The sequence below is a fragment of the Mycobacterium sp. MMS18-G62 genome (genome assembly GCF_053877835.1).
Window position 1 is genome coordinate 1,235,985 of the sequence record NZ_CM132662.1, and the last position, 23,182, is coordinate 1,259,166.

At 64.9% G+C, this 23,182-nt stretch carries 23 protein-coding genes; 11 read left to right on the top strand and 12 right to left on the bottom strand.

All coding sequences use genetic code 11. The annotated features are described in order from the left end of the window. Positions 1-10: 10 nt before the first annotated feature. The 4 genes from ACWW36_RS06115 to ACWW36_RS06130 form a co-directional block, all read right to left on the bottom strand. Positions 11-865, bottom strand: coding sequence for an MlaE family ABC transporter permease (locus tag ACWW36_RS06115; RefSeq protein ID WP_456140697.1), 855 nt, complete (start codon positions 863-865; stop codon positions 11-13). Beyond that, positions 862-1,626, bottom strand: a complete 765-nt coding sequence (locus ACWW36_RS06120; protein ID WP_456140698.1) for an MlaE family ABC transporter permease — start codon at positions 1,624-1,626, stop codon at positions 862-864. Before ACWW36_RS06120 ends, ACWW36_RS06115 begins: the two co-directional genes overlap by 4 nt. A gap of 260 nt (positions 1,627-1,886) precedes the next feature. Beyond that, complete coding sequence (locus ACWW36_RS06125; protein ID WP_456140699.1) at positions 1,887-2,804, bottom strand: 3-oxoacyl-ACP reductase; 918 nt, start codon at positions 2,802-2,804, stop codon at positions 1,887-1,889. 25 nt (positions 2,805-2,829) lie between these two features. Continuing rightward, complete coding sequence (locus ACWW36_RS06130) at positions 2,830-3,021, bottom strand: ferredoxin (protein WP_456140700.1); 192 nt, start codon at positions 3,019-3,021, stop codon at positions 2,830-2,832. A gap of 136 nt (positions 3,022-3,157) precedes the next feature. On the opposite strand from ACWW36_RS06130, the gene ACWW36_RS06135 reads away from it, so the two are divergent. Genes ACWW36_RS06135 through ACWW36_RS06150 form a run of 4 tightly spaced genes read left to right on the top strand, consistent with a single transcriptional unit; the run spans position 3,158 to position 7,738 of the window. Beyond that, complete coding sequence (locus tag ACWW36_RS06135) at positions 3,158-4,342, top strand: acyl-CoA dehydrogenase family protein (protein WP_456140701.1); 1,185 nt, start codon at positions 3,158-3,160, stop codon at positions 4,340-4,342. Between the two features lie 8 nt (positions 4,343-4,350). After that, positions 4,351-5,442: an acyl-CoA dehydrogenase family protein gene (locus ACWW36_RS06140; RefSeq protein ID WP_456140702.1), complete on the top strand. Its 1,092-nt coding sequence runs from the start codon at positions 4,351-4,353 to the stop codon at positions 5,440-5,442. 3 nt (positions 5,443-5,445) lie between these two features. Further along, positions 5,446-6,963 carry a long-chain-fatty-acid--CoA ligase FadD17 gene (gene fadD17, locus ACWW36_RS06145; RefSeq protein ID WP_456140703.1) on the top strand — a complete coding sequence of 506 codons (1,518 nt, stop codon included), beginning with the start codon at positions 5,446-5,448 and terminating at the stop codon, positions 6,961-6,963. A gap of 55 nt (positions 6,964-7,018) precedes the next feature. Beyond that, positions 7,019-7,738 carry a DUF6597 domain-containing transcriptional factor gene (locus ACWW36_RS06150; protein WP_456140704.1) on the top strand — a complete coding sequence of 240 codons (720 nt, stop codon included), beginning with the start codon at positions 7,019-7,021 and terminating at the stop codon, positions 7,736-7,738. On the opposite strand, the gene ACWW36_RS06155 is transcribed toward ACWW36_RS06150, so the two are convergent. After that, complete coding sequence (locus ACWW36_RS06155; protein WP_456140705.1) at positions 7,675-8,073, bottom strand: VOC family protein; 399 nt, start codon at positions 8,071-8,073, stop codon at positions 7,675-7,677. The two genes, ACWW36_RS06150 and ACWW36_RS06155, sit on opposite strands and share 64 nt — an antisense overlap. 227 nt (positions 8,074-8,300) lie before the next feature. Between ACWW36_RS06155 and ACWW36_RS06160 the strand changes: the two genes are divergently transcribed. Then, on the top strand, positions 8,301-9,020 hold the full coding sequence (locus tag ACWW36_RS06160; protein ID WP_456140706.1) for an LpqN/LpqT family lipoprotein: 720 nt from the start codon (positions 8,301-8,303) through the stop codon (positions 9,018-9,020). A 7-nt stretch (positions 9,021-9,027) separates the two neighbouring features. Here ACWW36_RS06160 and ACWW36_RS06165 read toward each other — a convergent pair whose 3' ends face one another. Both ACWW36_RS06165 and ACWW36_RS06170 read right to left on the bottom strand, forming a co-directional pair. Then, positions 9,028-10,149 carry an NAD(P)H-dependent flavin oxidoreductase gene (locus ACWW36_RS06165; RefSeq protein ID WP_456140707.1) on the bottom strand — a complete coding sequence of 374 codons (1,122 nt, stop codon included), beginning with the start codon at positions 10,147-10,149 and terminating at the stop codon, positions 9,028-9,030. Beyond that, complete coding sequence (locus tag ACWW36_RS06170; protein WP_456140708.1) at positions 10,149-11,801, bottom strand: acyl-CoA synthetase; 1,653 nt, start codon at positions 11,799-11,801, stop codon at positions 10,149-10,151. The genes ACWW36_RS06165 and ACWW36_RS06170 overlap by 1 nt, the downstream gene beginning before the upstream one ends. A gap of 69 nt (positions 11,802-11,870) precedes the next feature. On the opposite strand from ACWW36_RS06170, the gene ACWW36_RS06175 reads away from it, so the two are divergent. Next, on the top strand, positions 11,871-12,671 hold the full coding sequence (locus ACWW36_RS06175; RefSeq protein WP_456140709.1) for a crotonase/enoyl-CoA hydratase family protein: 801 nt from the start codon (positions 11,871-11,873) through the stop codon (positions 12,669-12,671). Between the two features lie 75 nt (positions 12,672-12,746). Here ACWW36_RS06175 and ACWW36_RS06180 read toward each other — a convergent pair whose 3' ends face one another. The 4 genes from ACWW36_RS06180 to ACWW36_RS06195 are packed head-to-tail and all read right to left on the bottom strand — an operon-like array spanning position 12,747 to position 17,588. After that, the gene (locus tag ACWW36_RS06180; RefSeq protein WP_456140710.1) at positions 12,747-14,531 is read right to left on the bottom strand and encodes a fatty acyl-AMP ligase; all 1,785 of its coding nucleotides are present in this window, start codon (positions 14,529-14,531) and stop codon (positions 12,747-12,749) included. Positions 14,532-14,588: 57 nt separating this feature from the next. Then, positions 14,589-15,785 carry a cytochrome P450 gene (locus tag ACWW36_RS06185; protein WP_456140711.1) on the bottom strand — a complete coding sequence of 399 codons (1,197 nt, stop codon included), beginning with the start codon at positions 15,783-15,785 and terminating at the stop codon, positions 14,589-14,591. Continuing rightward, a complete protein-coding gene (locus ACWW36_RS06190) occupies positions 15,782-16,504 on the bottom strand; it encodes an acetoacetate decarboxylase family protein (protein ID WP_456140712.1) in 723 nt (240 codons plus the stop codon). The genes ACWW36_RS06185 and ACWW36_RS06190 overlap by 4 nt, the downstream gene beginning before the upstream one ends. A gap of 52 nt (positions 16,505-16,556) precedes the next feature. Next, positions 16,557-17,588, bottom strand: coding sequence for an LLM class F420-dependent oxidoreductase (locus ACWW36_RS06195; RefSeq protein WP_456140713.1), 1,032 nt, complete (start codon positions 17,586-17,588; stop codon positions 16,557-16,559). A gap of 70 nt (positions 17,589-17,658) precedes the next feature. Here ACWW36_RS06195 and ACWW36_RS06200 point away from each other — a divergent pair, with 70 nt between their 5' ends. The 5 genes from ACWW36_RS06200 to ACWW36_RS06220 are packed head-to-tail and all read left to right on the top strand — an operon-like array spanning position 17,659 to position 22,201. After that, entirely contained in the window at positions 17,659-18,654 is a 996-nt protein-coding gene (locus ACWW36_RS06200) for a Zn-ribbon domain-containing OB-fold protein (RefSeq protein ID WP_456140714.1), read from the top strand. 10 nt (positions 18,655-18,664) lie between these two features. Beyond that, positions 18,665-19,729 carry a thiolase domain-containing protein gene (locus ACWW36_RS06205; RefSeq protein WP_456140715.1) on the top strand — a complete coding sequence of 355 codons (1,065 nt, stop codon included), beginning with the start codon at positions 18,665-18,667 and terminating at the stop codon, positions 19,727-19,729. A 2-nt stretch (positions 19,730-19,731) separates the two neighbouring features. Next, a complete protein-coding gene (locus ACWW36_RS06210; protein WP_456140716.1) occupies positions 19,732-20,913 on the top strand; it encodes a thiolase domain-containing protein in 1,182 nt (393 codons plus the stop codon). Further along, positions 20,910-21,788: a TIGR03619 family F420-dependent LLM class oxidoreductase gene (locus tag ACWW36_RS06215; protein ID WP_456140717.1), complete on the top strand. Its 879-nt coding sequence runs from the start codon at positions 20,910-20,912 to the stop codon at positions 21,786-21,788. The genes ACWW36_RS06210 and ACWW36_RS06215 overlap by 4 nt, the downstream gene beginning before the upstream one ends. Next, positions 21,785-22,201, top strand: coding sequence for a nuclear transport factor 2 family protein (locus tag ACWW36_RS06220; protein ID WP_456140718.1), 417 nt, complete (start codon positions 21,785-21,787; stop codon positions 22,199-22,201). The genes ACWW36_RS06215 and ACWW36_RS06220 overlap by 4 nt, the downstream gene beginning before the upstream one ends. Here ACWW36_RS06220 and ACWW36_RS06225 read toward each other — a convergent pair. Continuing rightward, positions 22,198-23,175: an MOSC domain-containing protein gene (locus ACWW36_RS06225; protein ID WP_456140719.1), complete on the bottom strand. Its 978-nt coding sequence runs from the start codon at positions 23,173-23,175 to the stop codon at positions 22,198-22,200. The two genes, ACWW36_RS06220 and ACWW36_RS06225, sit on opposite strands and share 4 nt — an antisense overlap. Between the last annotated feature and the right edge of the window lie 7 nt (positions 23,176-23,182).

Genomic DNA, 23,182 nt, shown 5'->3' on the forward strand with positions numbered 1-23,182 from the left:
ACGTCTCCCCTTACCCCGACAGGTTGAAATTACCGGACGCGCCGTAGACGGCTAGGGCGATGAACAAGGTAATGACGACCACGACGATCAGTGACGTCCGCACCGCCTGACCCACAGCGACGCCCACACCGACAGGTCCGCCGGAAGCGTTGTAGCCGTAATAGGTGTGGACCAGCATCACCGCGATCGACATCAAGATGGCTTGGGCGAACGACCACAGCAGGTCCGTCGGTATCAGGAACGTATTGAAGTAGTGGTCGTAAAGGCCGGCGGATTGTCCGTTCACATAGACGGTGATGACGCGGGCAGAAAAGAATGCCGCCAGCGTAGCCAGCGAATACAGCGGAATGATCGCCACCAGCCCAGCCATGATCCGTGTGGAAACCAGGTAAGCCACAGAGTGCACAGCCATCGATTCGACCGCGTCGATCTCCTCGGCGATGCGCATCGCGCCGAGTTGGGCTGTGGTGCCGGCGCCGATGGTGGCGGCGAGCGCAATACCCGCGATGATCGGTGCGACGATGCGCACGTTGAGAAAGGCCGAGAGGAAACCGGTCAGTGCCTCGATCCCGATATTGCCTAGCGACTGGTAGCCCTGAACGGCGATGACGCCACCGGATGCCAGGGTGAGGAATGCCGCCACCCCGACGGTGCCGCCGATGAGGATCAGCGCACCGGTGCCCAGCGTCATCTCTGCTATCAAGCGCACCGTTTCCGTCCGGTACCGCCGCAATGCGTGAGGGATGTATCGAAGCGACACCGCATAGAACAGGGCCTGCTCGCCGAAGCTGTCGACGCCCCTTGGCAGCCATTGGAGCGCTCGCCGCAACCGCAGCGTGATGTCGTAACTCCCCAACTCGCTCATCTGCCCAGGACCCGAATGCCGATTGCCGTCATGAGGACATTGATTACGAATAGGCAGATAAAGGCATAGATGACCGTCTCGTTGACGGCTTCTCCAACCCCCTTGGGTCCGCCTTTGACGGTGAGGCCGCGGTAGCAACCGACGAGCCCCGCCATGATGCCAAACAGCAAGGCCTTGAATTCCGAAATCACCAACTCGCCCAACCCGGTCAGGATGGTCAGGCCGTTGATGAAAGCGCCCGGGTTTACGCCCTGCAATAGCACAGAGAATATGTAGCCGCCGCTCAGACCGATTGCGATCACAAGACCGTTGAGCAGCAGGGCCACCAGCGTCGATGCCAGCACACGCGGGACGACTAGACGCTGTATCGGGTCGATACCAAGCACCCGCATCGCGTCGATTTCCTCACGGATGGTGCGCGCTCCCAGATCCGCGCAGATCGCGGTGGCACCGGCGCCGGCGACGACGAGCACGGTCGAAACCGGACCCAGCTGAGTCACGGTGCCAAACGCGGTGCCGGACCCGGACAGGTCAGCGGCGCCGATCTCGCGCAACAGAATATTGAGCGTGAACGCGACCAGGACCGTGAACGGAATGGAGATCAGCAACGTCGGAACAAGTGAAACCCTGGCGATCATCCAGGTCTGTTCCAGGAACTCGCCGAATTGGAAAGGCCGCCGGAAGATGGCTCGGAAAGTCTCGAAGGACATTTCCATGAACCCGCCGACGGCCCGTGCCGGAACGGCGAGTTGCTCCCTCAACTTCGGCTCCGTTCTCGCGGCGGGTGACCCGAAGGTACGTCACGGCGAAGAGTTCGAGCCTGCTCGCCGCGGCGGTTCTCCCACCCCTTGTTTAAGCGTTGCTCTTAGTGAGCCGGATCATACTAACTAGAACAAGTTCGCAGTGTCAAAGAACAACAAAACTGCTCCAAATTGTGACCTTTACGCAGGTCAAAGCCACTGTGACCCAGGTCATTCTGGAACGTGTTCTAGTCCTCCCAAAAGTTAGACAGCTACCACCGTCAGTCTTGCGAACCCATCAATGCGGTAGCCGAGAAATTCCGCTCAGGATCGCGGCCAGCAAAGTATTCGCGCAACGTTGCGCTCAACTCTGCGGGCTCCCACGCGTCGGTATCCGCACTGAACCGCTTCTCGGCCGTTGGCGCCGCAACGAGCGTCACTGTAGGACCGTAGACGATGAACAGCTGTCCGTTCACCCCTTCCGACGCCGGTGAGGCAAGAAAGCGCACCAGTGTGACCACGTGCTCTGGGGACAGTTCGTCGATCTGGCCTTCGGTGAGCTCGGGCGCATCGCCGAAGACGTCCGCCGTCATGGCCGTGCGCGCGCGCGGGGCGATGGCGTTGGCGCGCACCCCGTAGCGCTCGAGGGCCCGCGCCGCCGACAGGGTCAACGCGGTGATGCCGGCCTTGGCTGCGCCGTAATTCGCCTGGCCGACCGGGCCGGCCAGGCCTGCCTCTGAAGAGGTGTTGATGATGCGGCCGTAAACGGTGCCGCCGGCCTCTTTGGCTTTCGCCCGCCAGTACGTCGCGGCGTTGCGGGTCAACAGGAAATGGCCGCGCAGGTGCACCGCGATAACCGCGTCCCAGTCCTCGTCGCTCATGTTGAACAACATGCGGTCGCGGGTGATCCCGGCGTTGTTGACGACGATGCCCAGGCCGCCGAGTCCGTCCGCGGTCTCGATGAGCTCATCGGCGGTGGACCGCAGGCTGATATCACCGGCGACCGCGACCGCCTTGGAGCCGGCTGCGGTGATCTCGTCGATGACGTCCGACTTATCCAGCGCACCCGCGATGTCGTTGACGACGATCGTCGCGCCCGCCCGGGCAAGTCCGATGGCCTCTGCGCGGCCAAGTCCGGCGGCCGCGCCGGTCACGACCGCGACACGACCCGAGAGGTCAGCCGCGGCTGACTCCTCCATATGAGTTGTCAATTTATGAATACCTCTAGTCTCTGCGGATCAGGGCAGCTCGCGGGCATTCGGCGATCGCCTGCTCCGCCAGGTCCTCCTGGTCGGCCGGCACCGGATCGGTCTTGACCACGGCATAGTCCTCGTCGTCAAGCTCGAACAGGTCGGGGGCAATTCCCACGCAAACCGCGTTGCCCTCACAGCGGTCACGGTCCACTTCCACACGCATGACAACCTCCTTGCAGTCAGAGCCGCGCTGAGCACCAGTGCGGCACCGCCCTGGACCCCAAGACTAGAACGTGTTACAACCGGGTGTGAATCAGGGTCAGACGACGGGCTCTCACAGAAGAAGTTAGGACACCGCCATGCGGATCGGCTACACCCCGGAGCAAGAGGAGTTGCGCCGCGAGCTGCGCGCGTACTTCACCAAGCTCATGACGCCAGAGCGTGCCGAGGCGCTATCCGCGGGCGATGGCGGCGAGATGGGGCGCGGCAACGTTTATCGCGAGACGGTCCAGCAGATGGGCAAGGACGGCTGGCTCACGCTGAACTGGCCGAAGGAGTACGGCGGCCAGGAGCGCACGCCGATGGAGAGCCTGATCTTCAACGACGAGGCCGCCATCGCGAACGTGCCGGTGCCGTTCCTGACCATCAACAGCGTCGCCCCGACGATCATGCATTTCGGCAGCGAGGAGCAGAAGAAGTTCTTCCTGCCCAAGATCGCCGCGGGTGAACTGCACTTCTCGATCGGATACTCCGAGCCGGGCGCGGGCACCGACCTCGCCGCGCTGCGCACCACCGCGGTGCGTGACGGCGACGACTACGTGATCAACGGCCAGAAGATGTGGACCAGCCTCATCGCCTACGCGGACTACGTGTGGCTCGCGGCGCGCACCAACCCGGAAGCGAAGAAGCACCGCGGCATCTCGATGCTGATCGTGCCTACGACCGCCGAGGGGTTCTCCTGGACGCCCGTGCACACGATGGCGGGTGTCGACACAAGCGCCACCTACTACCAGGATGTGCGGGTGCCGGTCGCCAATCTGGTCGGCGAGGAGAACGCCGGCTGGAAGCTGGTGACCAACCAGCTCAACCACGAGCGTGTCGCGCTCGTTTCGGCGCAGCCGATCTTCGTAGCGCTCAACGGTGTTCGCGAATGGGCGCAGAACACCAAGGACATCCACGGCAACCGGCTGATCGACTCCGAATGGGTGCAGCTGAATTTGGCCAGGGTGCATGCCAAGGCCGAGGTGCTCAAGCTCATCAACTGGGAGCTCGCGTCCTCCGCCGAGGACGCCCCGTCACCGGCGGACGCGTCGGCCGCCAAGGTGTACGGCACCGAGCTGGCCACCGAGGCCTACCGGCTGCTGATGGAGGTGCTTGGCACGGCGGGCACGCTTCGCACGAACTCCCCCGGTGCGCTGCTGCGTGGGCGTGTCGAGCGCATGCATCGTAGCTGCCTGATCCTCACGTTCGGCGGCGGCACAAACGAGATTCAGCGCGACATCATCGGAATGGTCGCGCTCGGACTGCCCCGGGTCAATCGGTAAGGAAGATCATGGATTTCAAGACGACGGAAGCCGCGGACGATCTGGGCGGCCTGGCCCGTACCATCACCGACTCGGTGTGCACCAATGAGCATCAGCGCGAGCTCGACAAGCTCGAGCAACGCTTCGACCGTGACCTGTGGGGCAAGCTGATCGAGGCCGACATCCTGTCCACCGCCGCGCCGGAAGCGTTGGGCGGCGGCGGGTTCGGAGTGCTCGAACAGGTTGCCGTTCTGGTTGCGCTCGGCCGTCAGCTCGCAGCGGTGCCGTATCTGGAATCGGTGGTGCTCGGCGCGGGAGTGCTGGCGAAGTTCGGTTCGCAAGCGCTGCAACAGGACTGGGCGGTGCCCGCCATCAACGGCTCTAAGATCATCGCGATTGCGCTCGACGGCGAGATGGGAGAGGGGCCTGTGCAAGCCACCGCGAGCGGTGGCGGGTACAAGTTGACGGGCTCACGCACCCAGGTCACGTACGGGCCCGTCGCCGACGTGTTCCTCGTTCCAGCCGAAACCGATTCGGGAACCAAGGTGTTTCTTGTGGCCGCCGATGACCCAGGTGTCACGGTCAGCGCGCTCGACACCACCGGTCACGGCAGCGTCGGGCAGCTGGAGCTGCGGGGTGTCGAGGCCTCTCTGATCGTCGGTGGCGAAGATGTGGTCGCCTGGCTGACGACACATGGCCTGTTGGGCCGCAGCGCTTTTCAGCTGGGTGTGCTCGAGCGGGCCTTGGAGATGACGTCGCAGTACGCGCGGGAACGCGAGCAGTTCGACCGGCCGATCGGCAGCTTCCAGGCCGTGTCGTCGCGGCTCGCAGACGGCTACATCGACGTCAAGGGGCTGCGGCTGACGCTCACCCAGGCGGCGTGGCGGCTCTCGGAGGACTTGCCTGCCGACCTCGAGGTCGGCACCGCGGCGTTCTGGGCCGCCGACGCCGGACATCGCGTTGCCCACACCACGGTGCATGTGCACGGCGGCGTCGGGATCGACCTCGACCATCCCGTGCACAGGTATTTCCTTGCCGCCAAGCAGACCGAGTTCGCGGTCGGCAGCGCGACGGGACAGCTGCTGCGCATCGGCCGCGAATTGGCCGACACACCCGCCTGATTCGTGACTGGAGATCGTTCGGGGCTACCCACCGTCACCGACCTGTTGGGGCCGCTGGTCGACATCGACGACCGCGGTGTGTACTTCGAAGACACCTTCACCAGCTGGCGTGATCACCTCAAGCACGGCGCGGCGGTGGCTGCTGCGCTGCGGGCGCGTCTGGATCCGGCTCGGCCGCCGCATGTCGGGGTGCTGCTGCAGAACACTCCGTTCTTCTCCGCGGTGCTGGTCGCGGCCGGGCTGTCGGGCATCGTGCCGGTCGGCCTGAACCCTGTGCGGCGGGGGGCGGCGCTGGCCCGCGACGTCGCCCACGCGGATTGCCAAGTGGTGCTGGCTGATTCGGCATCGGCGCCGGCGCTCGGCGACGTGGACTACATCGACGTGGACTCCCGCCGGTGGGCCGACGAGGTCGCCGCGTTTCGAGACGTGCCGGTCGACGCGCGTGCGGCCGACCCGAGCGACCTGTTCATGCTGATCTACACGTCGGGAACCAGCGGCGACCCCAAGGCGGTGAAGTGCAGCCATGGCAAGGTCGCGATCGCGGGTGTGACGATGACACAGCGGTTCGAGCTGGGGCCGAGCGATGTCTGCTACGTCGCGATGCCTCTGTTTCATTCCAACGCGGTGCTGGTGGGTTGGGCCGTCGCAGTTGCCTCGCAGAGTTCGCTCGCCTTGCGGCGCAAGTTCTCTGCGTCCCAATTCCTGCCCGACGTCCGCCGCTACGGCGCGACCTACGCGAACTATGTGGGCAAGCCGCTGTCGTACGTCTTGGCGACCCCGGAGCGAGAAGACGACGCGGACAACCCGCTGCGGGCGGTGTACGGCAACGAGGGTGCGCCGGCAGATCTCGAGCGATTCGCCCGCCGGTTCGGCACAGCGGTCGTGGACGGCTTCGGTTCGACAGAGGGCGGGATCGCGATCGCCCGCACCCCCGACACCCCGCAGGGTGCCCTTGGCCCGCTGCCGGAGGGCACCGAAATCGTCGACGTCGAGACGGGTGAGCCGTGTCCGCCGGGTGTAACCGGCGAGTTGGTAAACGTTTCGGACGCAGGCCGTTTCGAGGGTTATTACAACGATCCCGAGGCCGAGGCCGAACGAATGCGCAACGGGATGTACCACAGCGGCGACCTGGCCTACCGCGACGACAACGGATTCGCCTACTTCGCCGGCCGTATCGGCGACTGGATGCGGGTCGACGGCGAGAACCTGGGCACCGCACCGATCGAGCGGGTGCTGCTGCGCCACCCCGACATTGCGGAGGCCGCGGTCTACGCCATTCCCGACCCAGCCGTTGGTGACCGGGTGATGGCGGCGGTGGTGATGGCGGCCGGTGCCGAATTCGACGCCGAGAAGTTCCGTGCGTTTCTGGCCGAACAGCCCGATCTCGGGCCGAAGCAGTGGCCGTCGTTCGTCCGTGTCAGCGCCGAACTGCCGCGCACCGAGACGTTCAAGGTGATCAAACGCCAACTCTCGGCGGAGGGCACCGAATGCGCCGACACGGTGTGGCCGATCCCGCGCTGAACGCCCGCAGTCTCGCCGCAGGTAGTTGTCATGGGGCAGCGCTAGCCTGGCGTCCGTGGGCTATCGCGAGTTCCCGCCGCCCACCGCGCTGCGCGACCTTGTCGAATGCGCATGGGTGGTGGACGGCCCGCCGGAGCCGGTCGGTGTTCTTCCGGACGGCTGCATGGATCTCATCCGCATGGAGTGCCGCATCGTCGTCGCAGGCCCGGACACGACTGCGTCAGTCACCCCGCGCGAAGGAGAACCCTTCGCCGGCATACGGTTTCGCCCCGGCGTGCTTCCACGCCTGCTCGGGGTACCTGCGGCGGAGCTGCGAAACGAACGCGTGCCGTTGCCCGAATTGCGAAGCGGGCTACCCCAGCGCCGTTCCTTGACCGAGCTCGCGGTCGCACTTGCCGCCGAAGAACCGCGCGCCGAAACCGCGCCGTGGCCCCTTCCGCTGCTGAGCGATGTCACCGATCGCCTGGCGGCGGGTTCGGCCGTCGCCGACGTGGCACGGCAAGCCGGGTGGTCAGCCCGCAACCTGCAGCGTCAGTGCACGGCGGTGTATGGCTACGGGCCTGCGACACTGCGCCGCATTCTGCGGTTCCGGCGGGCGGCCCGCCTGCTCGGCGAGGGACTGTCGTTTGGTGAGGTGGCTGCCGTCGCGGGCTACGCCGACCAGCCGCATTTGCACCGCGAGGTAAGGGAGTTCGCCGGCGTGTCCCTGGCTCAGCTCGCCAGCGGCGCGAACAGATCGACCCAATTGCCGTCGGGGTCGGCGACGGTCGCGTAGCGCTGGCCCCACGGCGCGTCGTACGGCTTCAACGGGCCGGCATGCCCGGCCCCAGTCACCTTGTCGAACAGCGCGTCGACGTTCGCGGGTGTTTCCACCCCGACCGCGAGCGCCACGCGGCTTGCCGAAGACGCGGGCGGCGCCCATCCGGGATGCATGCCGGCGATGGTCTCCTCAGTATCGAACGACAAGGTGTTACCGCCCGGCAGTTCCACCGCCACATGGGATTCGCCCGACTCGGGAACGGCCAGGCCGAGCAGCCGGTAGAACTGCAGGGATCGCTGCAGGTCATGCGCGAAGATCTGAAAGACGGTCGACGTGAGGCGAATATCCATGGCCGCCACCGTATGGCGGCCCGGCCGGTGCTGTCGTGAACAAATCGGACAGGCCGCGAAGCAAATGAGTATCGACATCCCCGAAGAATTGCGGTAAACGCATCAGCCGCAGATTAGGTATATCTACTCACCCTGCTTAAGCCCACTTTTGCACTACGCTTCGCTACGGCAATGAAGACTCACCAAGTTTGCCCACACCTGAACATCGGACCGACAGGAGTTAATTCGTGAAACGCACAGCCCTCACCGGGACCGCCGCAATAGCCGCGGCGTTGGCGATTGTGCTGTCGGGCTGCGGCTCGGACAGCAAGACCGCACCCAGCACGTCCAGCTCGTCGTCGAAGACGACGTCTTCTTCCGCGAGTACTAAGGCGGCCCCATCGACGAAGCCAAGAGTGGCGCCGCGTGACGAGAACGCCGCAGGGCCAAACCCGACGATCGCCAGTTACATCGCAGAGAACAAGATTCAGGAAACGCCGGTCAAGCGCGGCGATCCCGGTTCTCCCACAATCGATCTGCCGGTGCCCGACGGCTGGGAGCCGGCCGGTGAGGACACTCCTGACTGGGCTTACGGCGCCATCATTTACACCGGGCCGGAGGCCGGCGAGTACACGCCGAGCATCGTCGCGCTGATGTCCAAGCTGACCGGCAACGTCGACCCGCAGAAGATCATCGACCTGGCGCCCGGCGAGCTGAACAACCTGCCCGGCTGGAAAGCGATGAACGAGGGATCCACCAGCACGCTCGGCGAATACCCGGCGTATCAGCTGGGCGGTACCTGGGTGCAGGACGGACAGACCAAGGTCGTTGCGCAGAAGACGGTCGTGATCCCCGGCAACGACGGTTTGTACGTGCTACAGCTCAACGCCGACGGTCTCGAGAGTCAGATCGACCTCATCGGCGCGGCAACGGATGTGATCGACGCGCAGACGAAAATCACTCCCTGACGCAGGGTCAGCTGTCGCGGATGCCATCCAGACGCCGGGTGGCATCCGCGAACCCGGCCACCAGTTCGGCGATGATGTCGGCGACAGGCCGGATCTCGTTCATGCGCCCGACGATCTGACCGACGGGCATCGCGACCGTGTCGGGATTGTCCGACTCGTTCATCCGCTGATGGGCTTCGCTGACCAAGATGTTCTGCAGCGGCATCGGCAAAGGCTCGGGCGCGTCGGGCTCGTCCCACGCGTCGGTCCACTTCGTTTTCAGCAGCCGTGCCGGTTTGCCCGTATAGATGCGGCGGCGCACGGTGTCACTGGAACTCGCGCGCAGCAGGGCTTCTTGAATCGTGGAGACTCCGCTTGGCTTGCGGTGGCCGAGGTCGTATTCGGCTGACGTCAAGAACGCCGAGCCCATCCAGACCCCTTGCGCGCCAAGGGCCAATGCGGCTGCCACCTGCCGGCCCGTGCCGATGCCGCCGGCCGCAAGCACCGGTGCCTTGCCAGCAAGCGCATCGACGATTTCGGGCCAGAGCACCATCGACCCGATTTCGCCGGTGTGCCCACCGGCCTCATGGCCTTGTGCAACGACGATGTCGACACCGTTGTCGACGTGGCGCTGAGCATGTTTGGCGCTACCGGCCAACGCCGCGACGGGCACACCGGCCTGGTGGGCTTGATCGATGACGTCCTTCGGCGGTGAGCCAAGCGCGTTGGCGATCAGCTTGATCGGGTGCTTGAGCGCCACCTCGACATGCGAGCGAGCCACGGAATGCAGCCAGCCCAGCACGCCCTCGTTGCGATCCCCATCCTCGGGCAGCGGCGGGACACCAAGGTCAGCAAGGGTTTTCGCGACGAAGTCGCGATGGCTCTGCGGGATCAGCTTGTCGATGTCGACCGCTGTGCCCTCTTGCGGAACCTTGGCGGGCATGACGATGTCAACGCCGTACGGCTTACCGTCGGTGTTCTCGTCCATCCAACACAGGACACGCTCGAGATCGTCGGCGTCGTTGAACCGCACGCAGCCGAGCACGCCGAGCCCGCCGGCCTTGCTGACCGCCGCAGCGACCTTCTCCGATGGCGTGAACACGAAGATCGGATAGTCGATGCCGAAGCGGTCACACAGCTCGGTTCGCATCAGGATGCTGTACCTACGTGGTTGGCGTGAGCATCATCGGCGGGGCGCTCCTCGGTAACGTCCTTCGCCCACCGATAGTCGGGTTTACCAGCTGGGGTGCGGTGGATGTCATCGACCCACCAAACCTTGCGCGGCACTTTGTATCCCGCGATCTCGTTGCGCACGAATGTGTCGAGTTCGGCCAGCGACGGGTTGGTGCCTGGGCGACGGTGGATTACGGCGGCGACACAGTTGCCGTACCGCTCGTCGGGAACACCGACCACCAGAGCGTCGAACACGTCTGGGTGACCCTTGAGCGCAGCCTCTACTTCTTCGGGGTAGATCTTCTCGCCGCCGCTGTTGATGGACTGCGAGCCGCGGCCGAGCATCGTCACGGAGCCGTCCTCATCGACTTCGGCGTAGTCACCCGGAATCGCATAGCGGACACCGTTGAACGTCTTGAACGTCTCGGCCGTCTTCTTCTCATCCTTGTAGTAGCCGACCGGGATATTGCCCTTCTTGGCGATCATCCCGCGTACCCCGGAGCCCGGCTTGACCTCGTTGCCGTCCTCGTCGAGGACGACGGTGCGGTGGTCGATGGTCACGCGCGGTCCACCGGTGTGCGACTGGCCCTTTGCCACGATGCTGGTGCCTCCGAAGCCAGTTTCGGACGAGCCGATCGAGTCGGTGATCACTCGGTTGGGCAGCAGTTCAAGGAATTTCTCCTTGATGCTGGTGGAGAACAATGCGGCCGTGCTGGCCAGCAGGAACAGGCTCGACAGGTCCGGCTCGTGGCCGCCGTCGTGCAGCTTGGTCAGTGCGTCGAGCAGCGGGCGTGCCATGGCGTCGCCGGTGAAGAACAGCAGGTTCACCTTGTACTTCTCGATCGTCCGCCACACCTCGTCGGCGTCGAATTCCGGTGCCAGCACAGTAGTTTGACCGGAGAACAGCGACATCCAAGTCGCCGATTGGGTGGCGCCGTGGATCATCGGCGGGATCGGGTAGCGGATCATCGGCGGGTTCTCCGCGGCAGCCTTCGCCAGGTCGTACTCGTCCTTGACGAACTCACCTGTCGCAAAGTCGGTGCCGCCGAACAACACTCGGTAGATGTCCTCGTGGCGCCACATCACGCCCTTCGGGAAGCCTGTAGTGCCGCCGGTGTAGAGCAGGTAGATGTCGTCGGCGCTGCGCTCACCGAAGTCGCGCTCCGGTGAGCCCTGCGCGATCGCCGAATAGAACTCCACGCCGCCGTAACGGCCGAAATCGTCGTCGCTGCCGTCCTCGACCACAAGCACGGTCTTGACGTTCGGCGTCTCGGGCAGCACGTTGGCGACGCGGTCGGCGTACCGGCGCTCATGCACCAGCGCGACCATGTCGGAGTTCTCGAACAGATACTTCAGCTCGCCCTCGACGTAGCGGAAGTTCACGTTGACCAGGATGGCGCCGGCCTTCACGATGCCGAGCATCGCGATCACGATCTCGATGCGGTTTCGGCAGTACAGACCGACCTTGTCGTCCTTCTTCACGCCCTGGTCGGTCAGGTAGTGAGCGAGGCGGTTGGCCTTCTCCTCCAACTCGGCGTAGGTGATCTGCTCGTCACCGCAGATCAGGGCGACACGGTCAGGCACAGCGTCGATGGCGTGCTCGGCGAGATCGGCAATGTTCAGGGCCACGAGACCTAAACTAGAACGTGTTACATTTTCATTCAAGTCTGTGGCATCGACGCTGGAAGGCGGACCCCCGTGAGCGACCCACAAAAAGGCCCCGACGCCCTCATTGAGCAGCGCGGACACACCTTGATCTTGACGCTGAACCGGCCGGAGGCGCGCAACGCACTTTCCACCGAGATGCTCTCGATCATGGTCGAGGCCTGGGATCGCGTCGACAACGATCCGGAGATCCGCAGCTGCATCCTCACCGGCGCCGGCGGCTACTTCTGCGCGGGCATGGACCTCAAGGCCGCGACGGCCAAACCGCCGGGCGACTCGTTCAAAGACGGCAGCTACGACCCGTCACGCATCGACGCGCTGCTCAAGGGCCGCAGGCTGACCAAGCCATTGATCGCCGCCGTCGAGGGTCCAGCCATCGCGGGCGGCACCGAGATCCTGCAGGGCACCGACATCCGGATCGCGGGCGAAAGCGCCAAGTTCGGCATCTCCGAGGCCAAGTGGAGCCTGTATCCGATGGGCGGCTCGGCGGTGCGGTTGGTACGCCAGATCCCCTACACGGTGGCGTGCGACCTGCTGCTCACCGGACGGCACATCACGGCCGCCGAAGCCAAGGAGATGGGCCTGATCGGTTACCTGGTTCCCGATGGGTCAGCGCTGGAGAAGGCTCTCGAGATCGCTGAGGTGATCAACAACAACGGTCCGCTTGCGGTGCAGGCGATCCTCAAGACGATCCACGAAACCGAGGGCATGCACGAGAACGATGCGTTCAAGATCGACACGAAGATCGGCATCGAGGTGTTCTTGAGCGACGACGCCAAGGAAGGCCCTCTGGCCTTCAAGGAGAAGCGGGCGCCGAACTTCAAGATGCGCTGAGGTTTCTTCGCGGAGCAGTCGCAAAGTGACCCGACACGCCGGGATTTTGGAGCAGTTTGCGTCTGCTCGCGCCGGCTATTCACCGCTGAGGTAGCGGGCGCGGCACGCTCGCCGAGCGAGCTTGCCGCTTGTGGTGCGCGGGATGGCTCCCGCGGGCAGGAAGCGCACGTCGAACACCGCTAGCCCATGTTTCTGCGAAACCATCGTGCGAATGGCCTCGATCGCAGGTTGCGGATCGTCGCGGCCCCGGCCCGCAGCGCGTTCGGCCACAATCACCAGGCGTTGGCCGTCGTCGGTGAACGCCGCCGCGTAACCCCGCCGCACCATCGGCGACGCTTCCGCTGTGGTGGCCTCGATGTCTTGCGGATAGTGGCTCGCACCGTCGACGACGATGAGGTCTACGACCCTGCCGGTGACGTAGAGCTCACCGTCCACATACACCCCAAGGTCCCGTGTGCGCAGCCACTCCCCTTCGGGGGGCACACCATCCGCGTGACTGGATGCGGGCAGCCGGGACCGCAGCCGCGCGCCGAACGTTCGGCGGCTTTCGTCGGGCCGGCCCCAGTAACCACGACAAATGTTGTTGCCGTGTAGCCAGATCTCACCGACCCTGCCGTCGGCCAGCTCCTCGCCGGTGTCGGCGTCGACGATCACGGCCCACTGGCTACGCGCGACCCGACCACACGACACGTGCGCCACCGCGTTGGGGTTATCGGCCGTAGTCACCACGGCTCTATTGACAGCCAGCTGTCCGCGGTCGAAGTAGCTCACGGTTGGCTCTGCGGTCGGCTCGATTGTCGAGACGAACAGTGTCGCCTCGGCGATTCCGTACGACGGCTTGAACGCCGATCGCGGTAAACCGAACGGCGCGAACGTCTCATCGAAGGTCCGGATCGCGTCCATGCTCACGGGTTCGGAACCGATGATCAACACGACATTGCTCAAATCGATACCGTCACCCAGATCCGACACTGCACGCTGCGCGGTCCATTCGTAGGCGAAGTTCGGCGCCGCGGTGATGACGCGGCCGTTGCGGGACCCGTCCGACAACGCGCGAATCCACCGCTGAGGCCTGCGGATGAATGCGGTGGGCGCCATCAGTGTCGAGTGGCCGCCGTACACCGCGGGAAAGCCGATCATGGACAAGCCCATATCGTGGTAGAGCGGTAACCAGCTGACGCCGTGGGTGTTTCGGTCCAGCAGATCGATCGAGAGGATCATCTGCAACAGGTTGGTGCCGACGGCCCGGTGCGTGACCTCCACCCCGACGGGAGGCCGAGTCGCGCCGCCGGTGTACTGCAGATGCGAAACGTCTGCGACGTCGAGTGCTACCGGGGTGAAACCCTCCGCCGCCGTGTCGGGTATCTCATCGATGACGATGACACGTGGCCTTCGTGCGGCCGGCATCGTGGCGAGAAAGCCCTCCACTACGTCCTTCACAGCCGTGGTCGTCAGCACGACGGCCGGCTTGGCGTCGTTTAACGCCGTTTCGAGACGCTCGACATGGCCGGGCAATTCGGGCGCAAACAGCGGCACCGCAATGGTTCCCGCCTTCACGGCGGCATGAAACCCCGCGACGTACTCGAGGCCCTGCGGCGCCAGCACCGCCACCCGGTCGCCCCGATCGGTGACCTGCTGCAGACGGGCGCCGATCGCTTCCAAGCGTGTTCCGAGTTGCGCCCAGGTGATTTCGGCGGCGTGCCCCGTTTCCGAACGGGTGAAGTCAAGGTAGCGGTAGGCCACCGTGTCGCCGACATTCGCGATATTGCGGTCGATGAGCGAGATCAGCGTGACGCCGGGCGGCAATACGACGCCGCCATCCGCGTCTAGGCACTCCTCGATCTGAAGCAGCCCGGCCATGAGCGCAGTGTAGGCAACGGCGGCGACGCAACGCCGCGACCTGTGACGGACGTCGGGCTAGCTGGCGACGGCCGTTGTTGGCGTGAATTTCACCGGCATCGACTCGAGTCCGCTGACGAAGTTCGCTGGGCGCAGCGGCAACTCGTCATCGGAGGCCAGCCGCATATCCGGCAGGCGCTTCAGCAGCTTCGACTGCATGATCGACAGTTCGAGCCGCGCGAGCTGGTTGCCCAGGCAGAAATGCGTGCCGAAGCCGAACGCGAGGTGGTTGTTGGGATAGCGCTCGATATGAAATTCGTCAGGGCTCTCGAAAACCGCCTCGTCGAAGTTGGCCGACTCGAACAGCAGGATCATCTTCTCGCCCTCTTTGAGATGCGCGCCGTGAAACTCGGTGTCGGCGGTGATCGTTCGAGCCATGTTCTTGACCGGCGCCGTCCAACGCAGCATCTCTTCAATTGCGTTGGGCAACAGGCTGACATCATCGACGAGGCGCCGGTGCTGGTCGGGGTGCAGCAGTAGCTGTCTAGTTCCACCGGACAGTGTGTGCCGAGTGGTCTCGTCGCCACCGATCAACAGCAGGAGAACCTCGGTGACGATTTGGTGGTCCTCGAGCTTCGAGCCCTCGACCTCGGCGTGCACCAGGACGCTCACCAGATCGTCGGTCGGCTGCTCTTTGCGCGCTGCGATCATGCCCATCATGTACTCGCTGTACGCCGCGAAGGCATCCATCGTCACCTGAACGTCGGCTTCGGCCGCCGTGCTGCTCAACGAGCTCACGAGGTCGTCGGACCACTTGAGGAACATCTCGCGTTCCTGCGGACGGACCCCGAGCATGTCGCCGATGACGGCCATCGGCAGCGGAGCCGCGATGTCCCAGACGAAATCGCACTCGCCGCGTTCGCAGACGGCGTCGATCAGGGTGTCGCACAGGGACGTGATCGAGCCCTCCAGATCCTTCACCCGTTTGCGGGTGAAGCCCGAGTTGACGAGCTTGCGCCGCAACAGATGCTGCGGGTCGTCCATCTCGATCATCATCTCGACGCCCGGCTGGTCCGGCCGGATGCCGCCGGCGTTGGAGAACAGCTCAGGCCGGCGCTCGGCCTCGATCACGGCCGCGTATGTCGCCGCGGCGGCCAGACCGTTGCGGTCCCGGAACACCGGTTCGTTCTCGCGCATCCACTTGTAGATCGACCGCGAATCGCCCGCGTAGAACGCGCCGTCGGTCAGGTCGACGTCTGGCCTCGTCATCGTCATGAGATCTCCTGAGCGTCGCCGAATGTCATTTCCACGTTCGCGGCGGAACTCGACACCAGCGCCCGCTTCGGAAGTCCGAGCGCCGCCAGTTCCTTGGCGTACGGGTGATCGCCCAGCCAGACGCGCGCACCGCCCAGCCGGTAGCGCACACCGGTCAGCGTCATCTCCCCCGGTGTCTCACGAGTGACCCCGTCGAGATGCGAGTACGTGTTGTGCACCTGCGTTCGCGACGTGAACGCCGCCGGCACCGGCCACCCCGGTTGGAATTCCATGCCGACGGCAAGCTGGCCGTCGATGCTGACATCGAAGCCGTACTGGCGTCCCTGGCGAATCGTGAAGTCCGCCATCACCTTTGGATAACCCCAGATCGTCCGGCCCGCCTCCAACGTGAACGCCTGGTCGACGGGGAGGTGATGGATGAAGGCACCCGCCGACTGGAGGGCGCGTACGCCGCTCGCATGCGACCCGGGCGGGTTGACCATTACGTTCGTGCCGTACTCGTAGTACGGGCCCAGGTCGCCGTCGACGTATTGCATCAGCATCAGGATCACCAGCGCGCGGCCTGGCAGGTAACGGCAGACCTGCAATCCGCTGTAGTCGATCATCTGCTGTGCGGCGTCAGCGTCCACGGAGAACATCGCCATGTGTTGATTCGCTGTGCGAATCTGCACCGGCATGGTGACGACGGTCCCGGCGATGGTGTGCTGCGAAGCAGTCATCCGGTCAATCTAGAACGCGTTCTAGTGGCGCGTCTAGTGTGCTTGCAGCAGATCAGACGAGCGTCGCCAGCTCCCTGATCTGCTCGGGTGAACGGCCGGCGACGACCATCATCGTCACGCCGACGGCCTCCCAGGCCGCGACCTGCTTACGGACGTAGTCGATGTCGCCGACGATCGCCGCGTCATCGACCAGTTCGTCGGGAATGACTTTGGCCGCCTCGTCCTTGCGGTCGCTGCGGAACAGCTTGGTGACGTCGTCGACCACCTCGGCGTATCCCATCCGGCGGTACACATCGGCGTGGAAGTTGGTGTCTTCGGCGCCCATGCCGCCCATGTACAGCGCCAGGTAGGGCTTCATCGCCGCCAACGCCGCGCTGCGGTCCTCGGTGATGACGATGTTGGCCGTCGCGCAGATCTCGAAGTCCTCACGACTGCGGCGCGCGCCCGGCCGGGCGAACCCCTCGTCGAGCCACTCGTTGTACATCTCACCCAGCCGCGGCGAGTAGAAGATCGGCAGCCAGCCGTCGCAGATCTCGGCGGCCAGCGCGACGTTCTTCGGCCCTTCCGCGCCCAGCATGATCGGGATGTCCGCGCGCAATGGATGGGTGATCGGCTTGAGGCTCTTGCCCAGCCCGGTGGTGCCCTCGCCGGTCAGCGGCAGGGGGTAATGCGGGCCGTCGCTGGCGACCGGTCCTTCGCGGCGAAGCACCTGGCGCACGATGTCGATGTATTCGCGGGTGCGGGCCAGCGGCTTGGGAAACTTCTGCCCGTACCAACCCTCGACGACCTGCGGCCCCGATACGCCGAGCCCCAGGATGTGGCGCCCGCCCGACAGGTGGTCCAGCGTCAGTGCCGCCATCGCGGCCGCGGTCGGGGTGCGTGCGGACAGTTGCACCACCGACGTGCCCAGCCGCAGCCGCTTGGTCTGCGACCCCCACCAGGCCAGCGGCGTGTACGCGTCGCTGCCCCACGCCTCGGCGGTGAACACGGCATCGAAGCCGGCCTCCTCCGCGGCGGCGACCAGTTCAGGCGCGTTCTCGGGCGGCTGCGCGCCCCAATAACCCAGCTGGAGTCCGAGCTTCATATCGACAGCCTTTCCTGGAGGTCCTGACCGTACCTTGAAACCAAACTTAGAACCTGTTCTACTCGATGCCGTGACCACCAGCCAAAGCAGCCCGGTGCAGATCGATCAGCATGAGCCGCCGCTTTCGGCGCCGCTGAAGCTGTCCTTCGACTACACCCGTTCAGTCGGACCACTCCTGTCCCAATTCTTCACCGCTCTGCGTGAGCGGCGCATCGTCGGCGTGCGCGGTTCAGACGGGCGAGTGCATGTGCCGCCGGCCGAATTCGACCCCGTCACCTATGAACGATTGACCGAAATCGTACCGGTGGCCAGCGTCGGTACCGTCGTGTCCTGGACCTGGCAGCCGCAGCCGTTGGAGGGCCAACCGCTGGACCGCCCGTTCGCATTCGCGTTGATCAAGCTCGACGGCGCGGACACTCCAATGCTCCACGCAGTAGATACCGGAGCCGCCGGTCCTTCGGGGATCAGCGCCGGAACACGGGTGCATGCGCATTGGGTCGACGAGCCGGTCGGGGCGATCACGGATATCGCGTACTTCGTGCTCGGTGAGGATGCCGAACCGGAAGGGCCGAAGGACGACCGCGACCCGGTGACCGTGCAGGTCGCACCGTCGATGATCGAGATCCAGCACACCGCGTCGCTGCCGGAGAGCACGTTCCTGCGCGGCCTCGAGGAGGGCAAGCTGCTCGGCGCGCGGACCGGCAAGAACGGGAAGGTCTATTTCCCTGCGCGTGAGGCGGATCCCGCCACCGGCAAGCAGCTCGACCAGTTCATCGAGCTGCCGGACAAGGGCACGGTGACGACGTTCGCGATCATCAACATCCCGTTCGCCGGCCAGCGCATCAAACCCCCGTACGTCGCGGCATACGTGCTTTTGGATGGTGCTGATATCCCGTTCCTGCATCTCATTCTCGAGATCGAGGCCGCCGACGTGCGGATGGGCATGCGGGTCGAGGCGGTGTGGAAGCCCCGCGAGGAGTGGGGCCTTGGCATCGACAACATCGACTACTTCCGTCCCACCGGTGAACCCGACGCGGACTACGACACCTACAAGCACCACCTGTAAAGGGTTTGAAATGACTGGCTCGAATGATGTTGCAGTTGTGGGCTTCGCGCACGCACCCCACGTCCGCCGCACCGAGGGCACCACCAACGGCGTGGAAATGCTGATGCCGTGCTTCGCCTCGATCTACGAAGAACTCGGGCTCAAGCAGACCGACATCGGTTTCTGGTGCTCGGGATCCTCGGATTACCTTGCGGGTCGAGCGTTTTCATTCATCTCGGCGATCGACTCGATCGGTGCAGTCCCGCCGATCAACGAGTCGCATGTCGAGATGGACGCGGCGTGGGCGCTCTACGAGGCCTACATCAAGCTGCTGACGGGCGAAGTGGACACCGCGCTGGTGTACGGCTTCGGCAAGTCGTCGGCGGGCACGCTGCGCCGTGTGCTGGCGCTGCAGACCGACCCGTATTCCGTGGCGCCGCTGTGGCCCGACGCGGTGTCGATCGCCGGCCTGCAGGCTCGGTTCGGCCTTGACGCCGGCAAGTGGACGGCCGAACAGATGGCTCAGGTCGCACTGGATACGTTCGCCGTCGCTTCGCGCACAGATTCCGAGAAACCCGCCAAGAGCATCGATGAACTGCTGGCTCGGCCGTACTTCGCCGATCCATTGCGCCGCCACGACATTGCGCCGATCACCGACGGTGCGTCCGCGATCGTGCTCGCGTCGGGCGACAAGGCGCGCGAGCTCCGTGAGAACCCGGCCTGGATAACCGGTTTCGAGCACCGCATCGAGACGCCTGTGTTGGGCGCGCGCGACCTCACGACTTCACCGTCGACCGAGGCGTCGGCCAAGGCGGCGACCGGTGGTGACACCGGATCGATCGACGTGGCGGAGATCTACGCGCCGTTCACCCATCAGCACCTCATCCTGAAGGAGGCCATCGGACTCGGGGGGTCGACGAAGGTCAACCCGTCCGGTGGCGCGCTGGCAGCCAACCCGATGTTCTCGGCGGGCCTGGAGCGCATCGGCTTTGCCGCGCAGCACATCTTCAACGGCTCAGCGCAGCGGGTGCTGGCGCACGCCACCAGCGGGCCTGCGCTGCAACAAAATCTCGTCGCCGTCCTGGAAGGGAAATAAACATGGCGGGACAGCTAGCGGCGGTGCTCGGCACCGGGCAGACGAAGTATGTCGCCAAGCGGCAAGACGTTTCGATGAGCGGCCTGGTGCGCGAGGCCATCGATCGGGCGCTGGAAGACGCGGGTGCCACCATGGCCGACATCGACGCCGTAGTGGTCGGCAAGGCACCCGACTTCTTCGAGGGCGTGATGATGCCCGAGCTGTTCCTGGCCGACGCGGTCGGCGCGACGGGTAAACCGCTGATCCGCGTGCACACCGCCGGTTCGGTGGGCGGGTCGACCGGTGTGGTGGCCGCCAGCCTCGTGCAGTCGGGCAAGTACAAGCGCGTGCTTGCGATGGCGTGGGAAAAGCAGTCCGAATCAAACGCCATGTGGGCGTTGAGCATTCCGGTTCCCTTCACCAAGCCGGTAGGCGCAGGCGCGGGTGGCTATTTCGCGCCGCACGTGCGCGCCTACATCCGGCGTTCGGGCGCGCCGACGCATATCGGCGCGATGGTAGCGGTCAAGGACCGGCTCAACGGGGCCAAGAACCCGCTCGCGCATCTGCACCAGCCCGACATCACGCTGGAGAAGGTGCTGAGCTCCCAGATGCTGTGGGATCCCATCCGTTTCGACGAGACATGTCCGTCGTCCGACGGCGCCTGCGCCCTGGTAATCGGCAATGAAGAGATCGCCGACAAGCGCGTCGCCGAAGAGCATCCCGTCGCCTGGATCCACGCCACCGCGTTGCGCACCGAGCCGCTGGCGTACTCCGGCCGCGACCAGGTCAACCCGCAGGCGGGTCGTGACGCGGCCAAGGCGTTGTGGAAGGCTGCCGGAATCACCAGCCCGATCGACGAGATCGACGTGGCCGAGATCTATGTGCCGTTCTCGTGGTTCGAGCCGATGTGGCTGGAGAACCTGGGGTTCATGCCGGAAGGCGAAGGCTGGAAACTGACCGAGGCCGGCGAAACCGCGATCGGCGGTCGACTGCCGGTGAATCCGTCCGGCGGCGTGCTGTCGTCGAATCCCATTGGCGCCTCAGGCATGATCCGGTTCGCCGAGGCGGCGATCCAGGTGATGGGCAAGGCCGGCGATCACCAGGTCGAGGGTGCCCGCAAGGCGCTGGGCCACGCCTACGGCGGCGGGTCGCAGTATTACTCCATGTGGGTCGTCAGCTCCGACAAGCCGGCGGACAAGCCGTGAAGTACACCTGCAGCGTGGCGATGAGCCCGATCGACGACCTGATCGAAATCGCCAAGACCGCCGAGGAAGTCGGCTTCGACTCGATTGCGCTGCCGGATTCGATCTTCTACATGGAGAAGCAATCGGCGGACTATCCGTACACCGCCGACGGCTCGCGCATGTGGAACGCCGATACTCCGTGGGCCGATCCGCTGATCGTCGCGGGTGCGATGGGCGCGGTGACGTCGACGCTGCAGTTCTACACCAACGTGATGAAGCTCGGCTCCCGGAATCCACTGCTGCTGGCGCGGCAGGTGGGGTCCGTTGCAAACCTGACGAAGAACCGGTTCGGGTTCGGGGTGGGAATCGGCTGGGCGCCAGAGGAATTCGAGTGGTGCGGTGTGCCGTATGCGAAGCGCGGTAAGCGCGTCGACGAGATGATCGAAGTGATCAAGCTCGTGCTTGCCGGCGGGATGGTCGAATTCCACGGCGAGTTCTACGACTTCGACAAACTGCAGATGAGCCCCGCGCCGTCGAAGCCGGTGCCGTTCTACGTCGGCGGGCACACCGAAGTCGCTCTGAAACGTGCGGCCCGGATTGGCGACGGCTGGACCAGCGCGATGATGACGGGCGATCAGCTGGCCGAAACCATCGCCAAACTCAACGAGCTGCGGGCCGAATACGGCCGCGCCGACCAGCCGTTCGAGTTCCAGGCGGTCTGCATCGACAAGTTCGGCGTCGACGGGCACCGCGAACTCGCCGAGGCCGGTGTCACGGACAACATCGTCATTCCGTGGATCTTCGACGGACTGAGCTTCGACGCGCCGCTCGAGAAGAAGAAGGATTCGCTGAAACGGTTTGCGGACACCTACATCCACTCGGGTTGGCAGCGATGACAGTCACCGATGCCGATCATCCCGCACACGTGGCCGGCAAGCGGTCGCGTGAAGCGGCGATGGCTCATGACAAGCAGGGGTGGCTCGCCAACTTCGCCGACGACGCGATCGTCGAGGACCCGATCGGACCGTCCCACTTCGACCCCGAGGGCAAGGGCCATCGCGGCATCGAGGCCATCGCGGCGTTCTACGACAAGGCAATTGCGCCGAGCGAGCTCGAGTTCAACTTCGTCGAGACGTACCAGTGCGGAAACGAGGAAGCCAACGTCGGCAGCATCGTGATCAACGCTGCCGGATACCAAGTCGTCGCTGAAGGCGTGTTCACCTACCGGGTCAACGACGAAGGCAAGATCACCGCGCTGCGGGCCTACTGGGAGCTGGACCGCGCGACCGCGAGCGCACGCAAGCTTTAGCGCGAGAACCTATCCGCCGCCGCGGTTGCCAGACCGAAGGCCAACCGCTTTGTGCGTCGCGCAGCGTCCGCGAGCGGGCCGTGCTTCGGTAGCCGAATAGCAACGGCATCACCGATATTGACCGTGCCGGCACTTCGGACATCGCAATAGACGCCGAGGCATCGCTGCGCCTTCGCGGCCACCGCCCGGGTAATGCGGCGGTCGACCTCGAATCCCGGTTGAGCCCGGCTCGGGACGACGCATCGAATCGTTGGCATCAGGACGTCGAGCGTCACGTCGCCAAGCGTGAGACGAGCGCCCGTCCAATGCGACTCCGGTAAGTCCTCATCTGGGTTTTCAAGTGCCAGAAGGACATTGGGCCGAAATCGTCGGACCTCCACGTCGCCGCCAACCTCTGCACCAATGGTCGCCAGGCTGGTTTGACTCAGCACGTGGACAGGCGCCAGGTCGACGAACATGCCGGGCGGGGTGGAGTAGCGAGCGAAGGTCGCCAGATCGGACACCCGCAACATCGAGATGTCTGGGAATTTCTCCTCGTCCGTCACCCCGAAGTCGGTGCGGAGCGATGCGATCGAGGTGTTGTCGCGCTCTTGACGGCTCAGTCGATGAAGGCTGGTGTCCTCGGCAGGCGGCAGCGCGGTCAGCTTCACGTCGCGGCCGGCGAGTTCTGACAGCTTCGCGTGCACTTCGTCGTCGCCGCTGGACAGGACCGTCCCATCCGGGAAGGTGATCTCGACATCGGGCACGTTGCCCGGACCCGCATCCGGCGGGACAGGGTCGGGGTACCGCGCGGTGGCGGTCAGCAGCTTCGATATCCGACGAGCCGAGGCGGTGACATCGCGCTCGAGATCGCGAACGGCCCACAGCCGGTCGCCATGCACCCCGCGCGCGCTGAACTCTGACTGCTCGATGCGCTCGCCGCCTAAAGACTTGACGGGATAGCGCCATAGTTCGGCGACCTGACCGATGGCCATAGCGCCA

Excerpts from the sequence above, each read along its gene's own strand:
- ACWW36_RS06115 (WP_456140697.1), bottom strand. The coding sequence starts at position 865 with ATGAGCGAGTTGGGGAGTTACGACATCACGCTGCGGTTGCGGCGAGCG.
- ACWW36_RS06125 (WP_456140699.1), bottom strand. The coding sequence starts at position 2,804 with ATGGAGGAGTCAGCCGCGGCTGACCTCTCGGGTCGTGTCGCGGTCGTG.
- ACWW36_RS06130 (WP_456140700.1), bottom strand. The coding sequence starts at position 3,021 with ATGCGTGTGGAAGTGGACCGTGACCGCTGTGAGGGCAACGCGGTTTGC.
- ACWW36_RS06135 (WP_456140701.1), top strand. The coding sequence starts at position 3,158 with ATGCGGATCGGCTACACCCCGGAGCAAGAGGAGTTGCGCCGCGAGCTG.
- ACWW36_RS06140 (WP_456140702.1), top strand. The coding sequence starts at position 4,351 with ATGGATTTCAAGACGACGGAAGCCGCGGACGATCTGGGCGGCCTGGCC.
- ACWW36_RS06155 (WP_456140705.1), bottom strand. The coding sequence starts at position 8,073 with ATGGATATTCGCCTCACGTCGACCGTCTTTCAGATCTTCGCGCATGAC.
- ACWW36_RS06165 (WP_456140707.1), bottom strand. The coding sequence starts at position 10,149 with ATGCGAACCGAGCTGTGTGACCGCTTCGGCATCGACTATCCGATCTTC.
- ACWW36_RS06180 (WP_456140710.1), bottom strand. The coding sequence starts at position 14,531 with ATGGCCGGGCTGCTTCAGATCGAGGAGTGCCTAGACGCGGATGGCGGC.
- ACWW36_RS06185 (WP_456140711.1), bottom strand. The coding sequence starts at position 15,785 with ATGACGATGACGAGGCCAGACGTCGACCTGACCGACGGCGCGTTCTAC.
- ACWW36_RS06190 (WP_456140712.1), bottom strand. The coding sequence starts at position 16,504 with ATGACTGCTTCGCAGCACACCATCGCCGGGACCGTCGTCACCATGCCG.
- ACWW36_RS06195 (WP_456140713.1), bottom strand. The coding sequence starts at position 17,588 with ATGAAGCTCGGACTCCAGCTGGGTTATTGGGGCGCGCAGCCGCCCGAG.
- ACWW36_RS06205 (WP_456140715.1), top strand. The coding sequence starts at position 18,665 with ATGACTGGCTCGAATGATGTTGCAGTTGTGGGCTTCGCGCACGCACCC.
- ACWW36_RS06210 (WP_456140716.1), top strand. The coding sequence starts at position 19,732 with ATGGCGGGACAGCTAGCGGCGGTGCTCGGCACCGGGCAGACGAAGTAT.
- ACWW36_RS06220 (WP_456140718.1), top strand. The coding sequence starts at position 21,785 with ATGACAGTCACCGATGCCGATCATCCCGCACACGTGGCCGGCAAGCGG.
- ACWW36_RS06225 (WP_456140719.1), bottom strand. The coding sequence starts at position 23,175 with ATGGCCATCGGTCAGGTCGCCGAACTATGGCGCTATCCCGTCAAGTCT.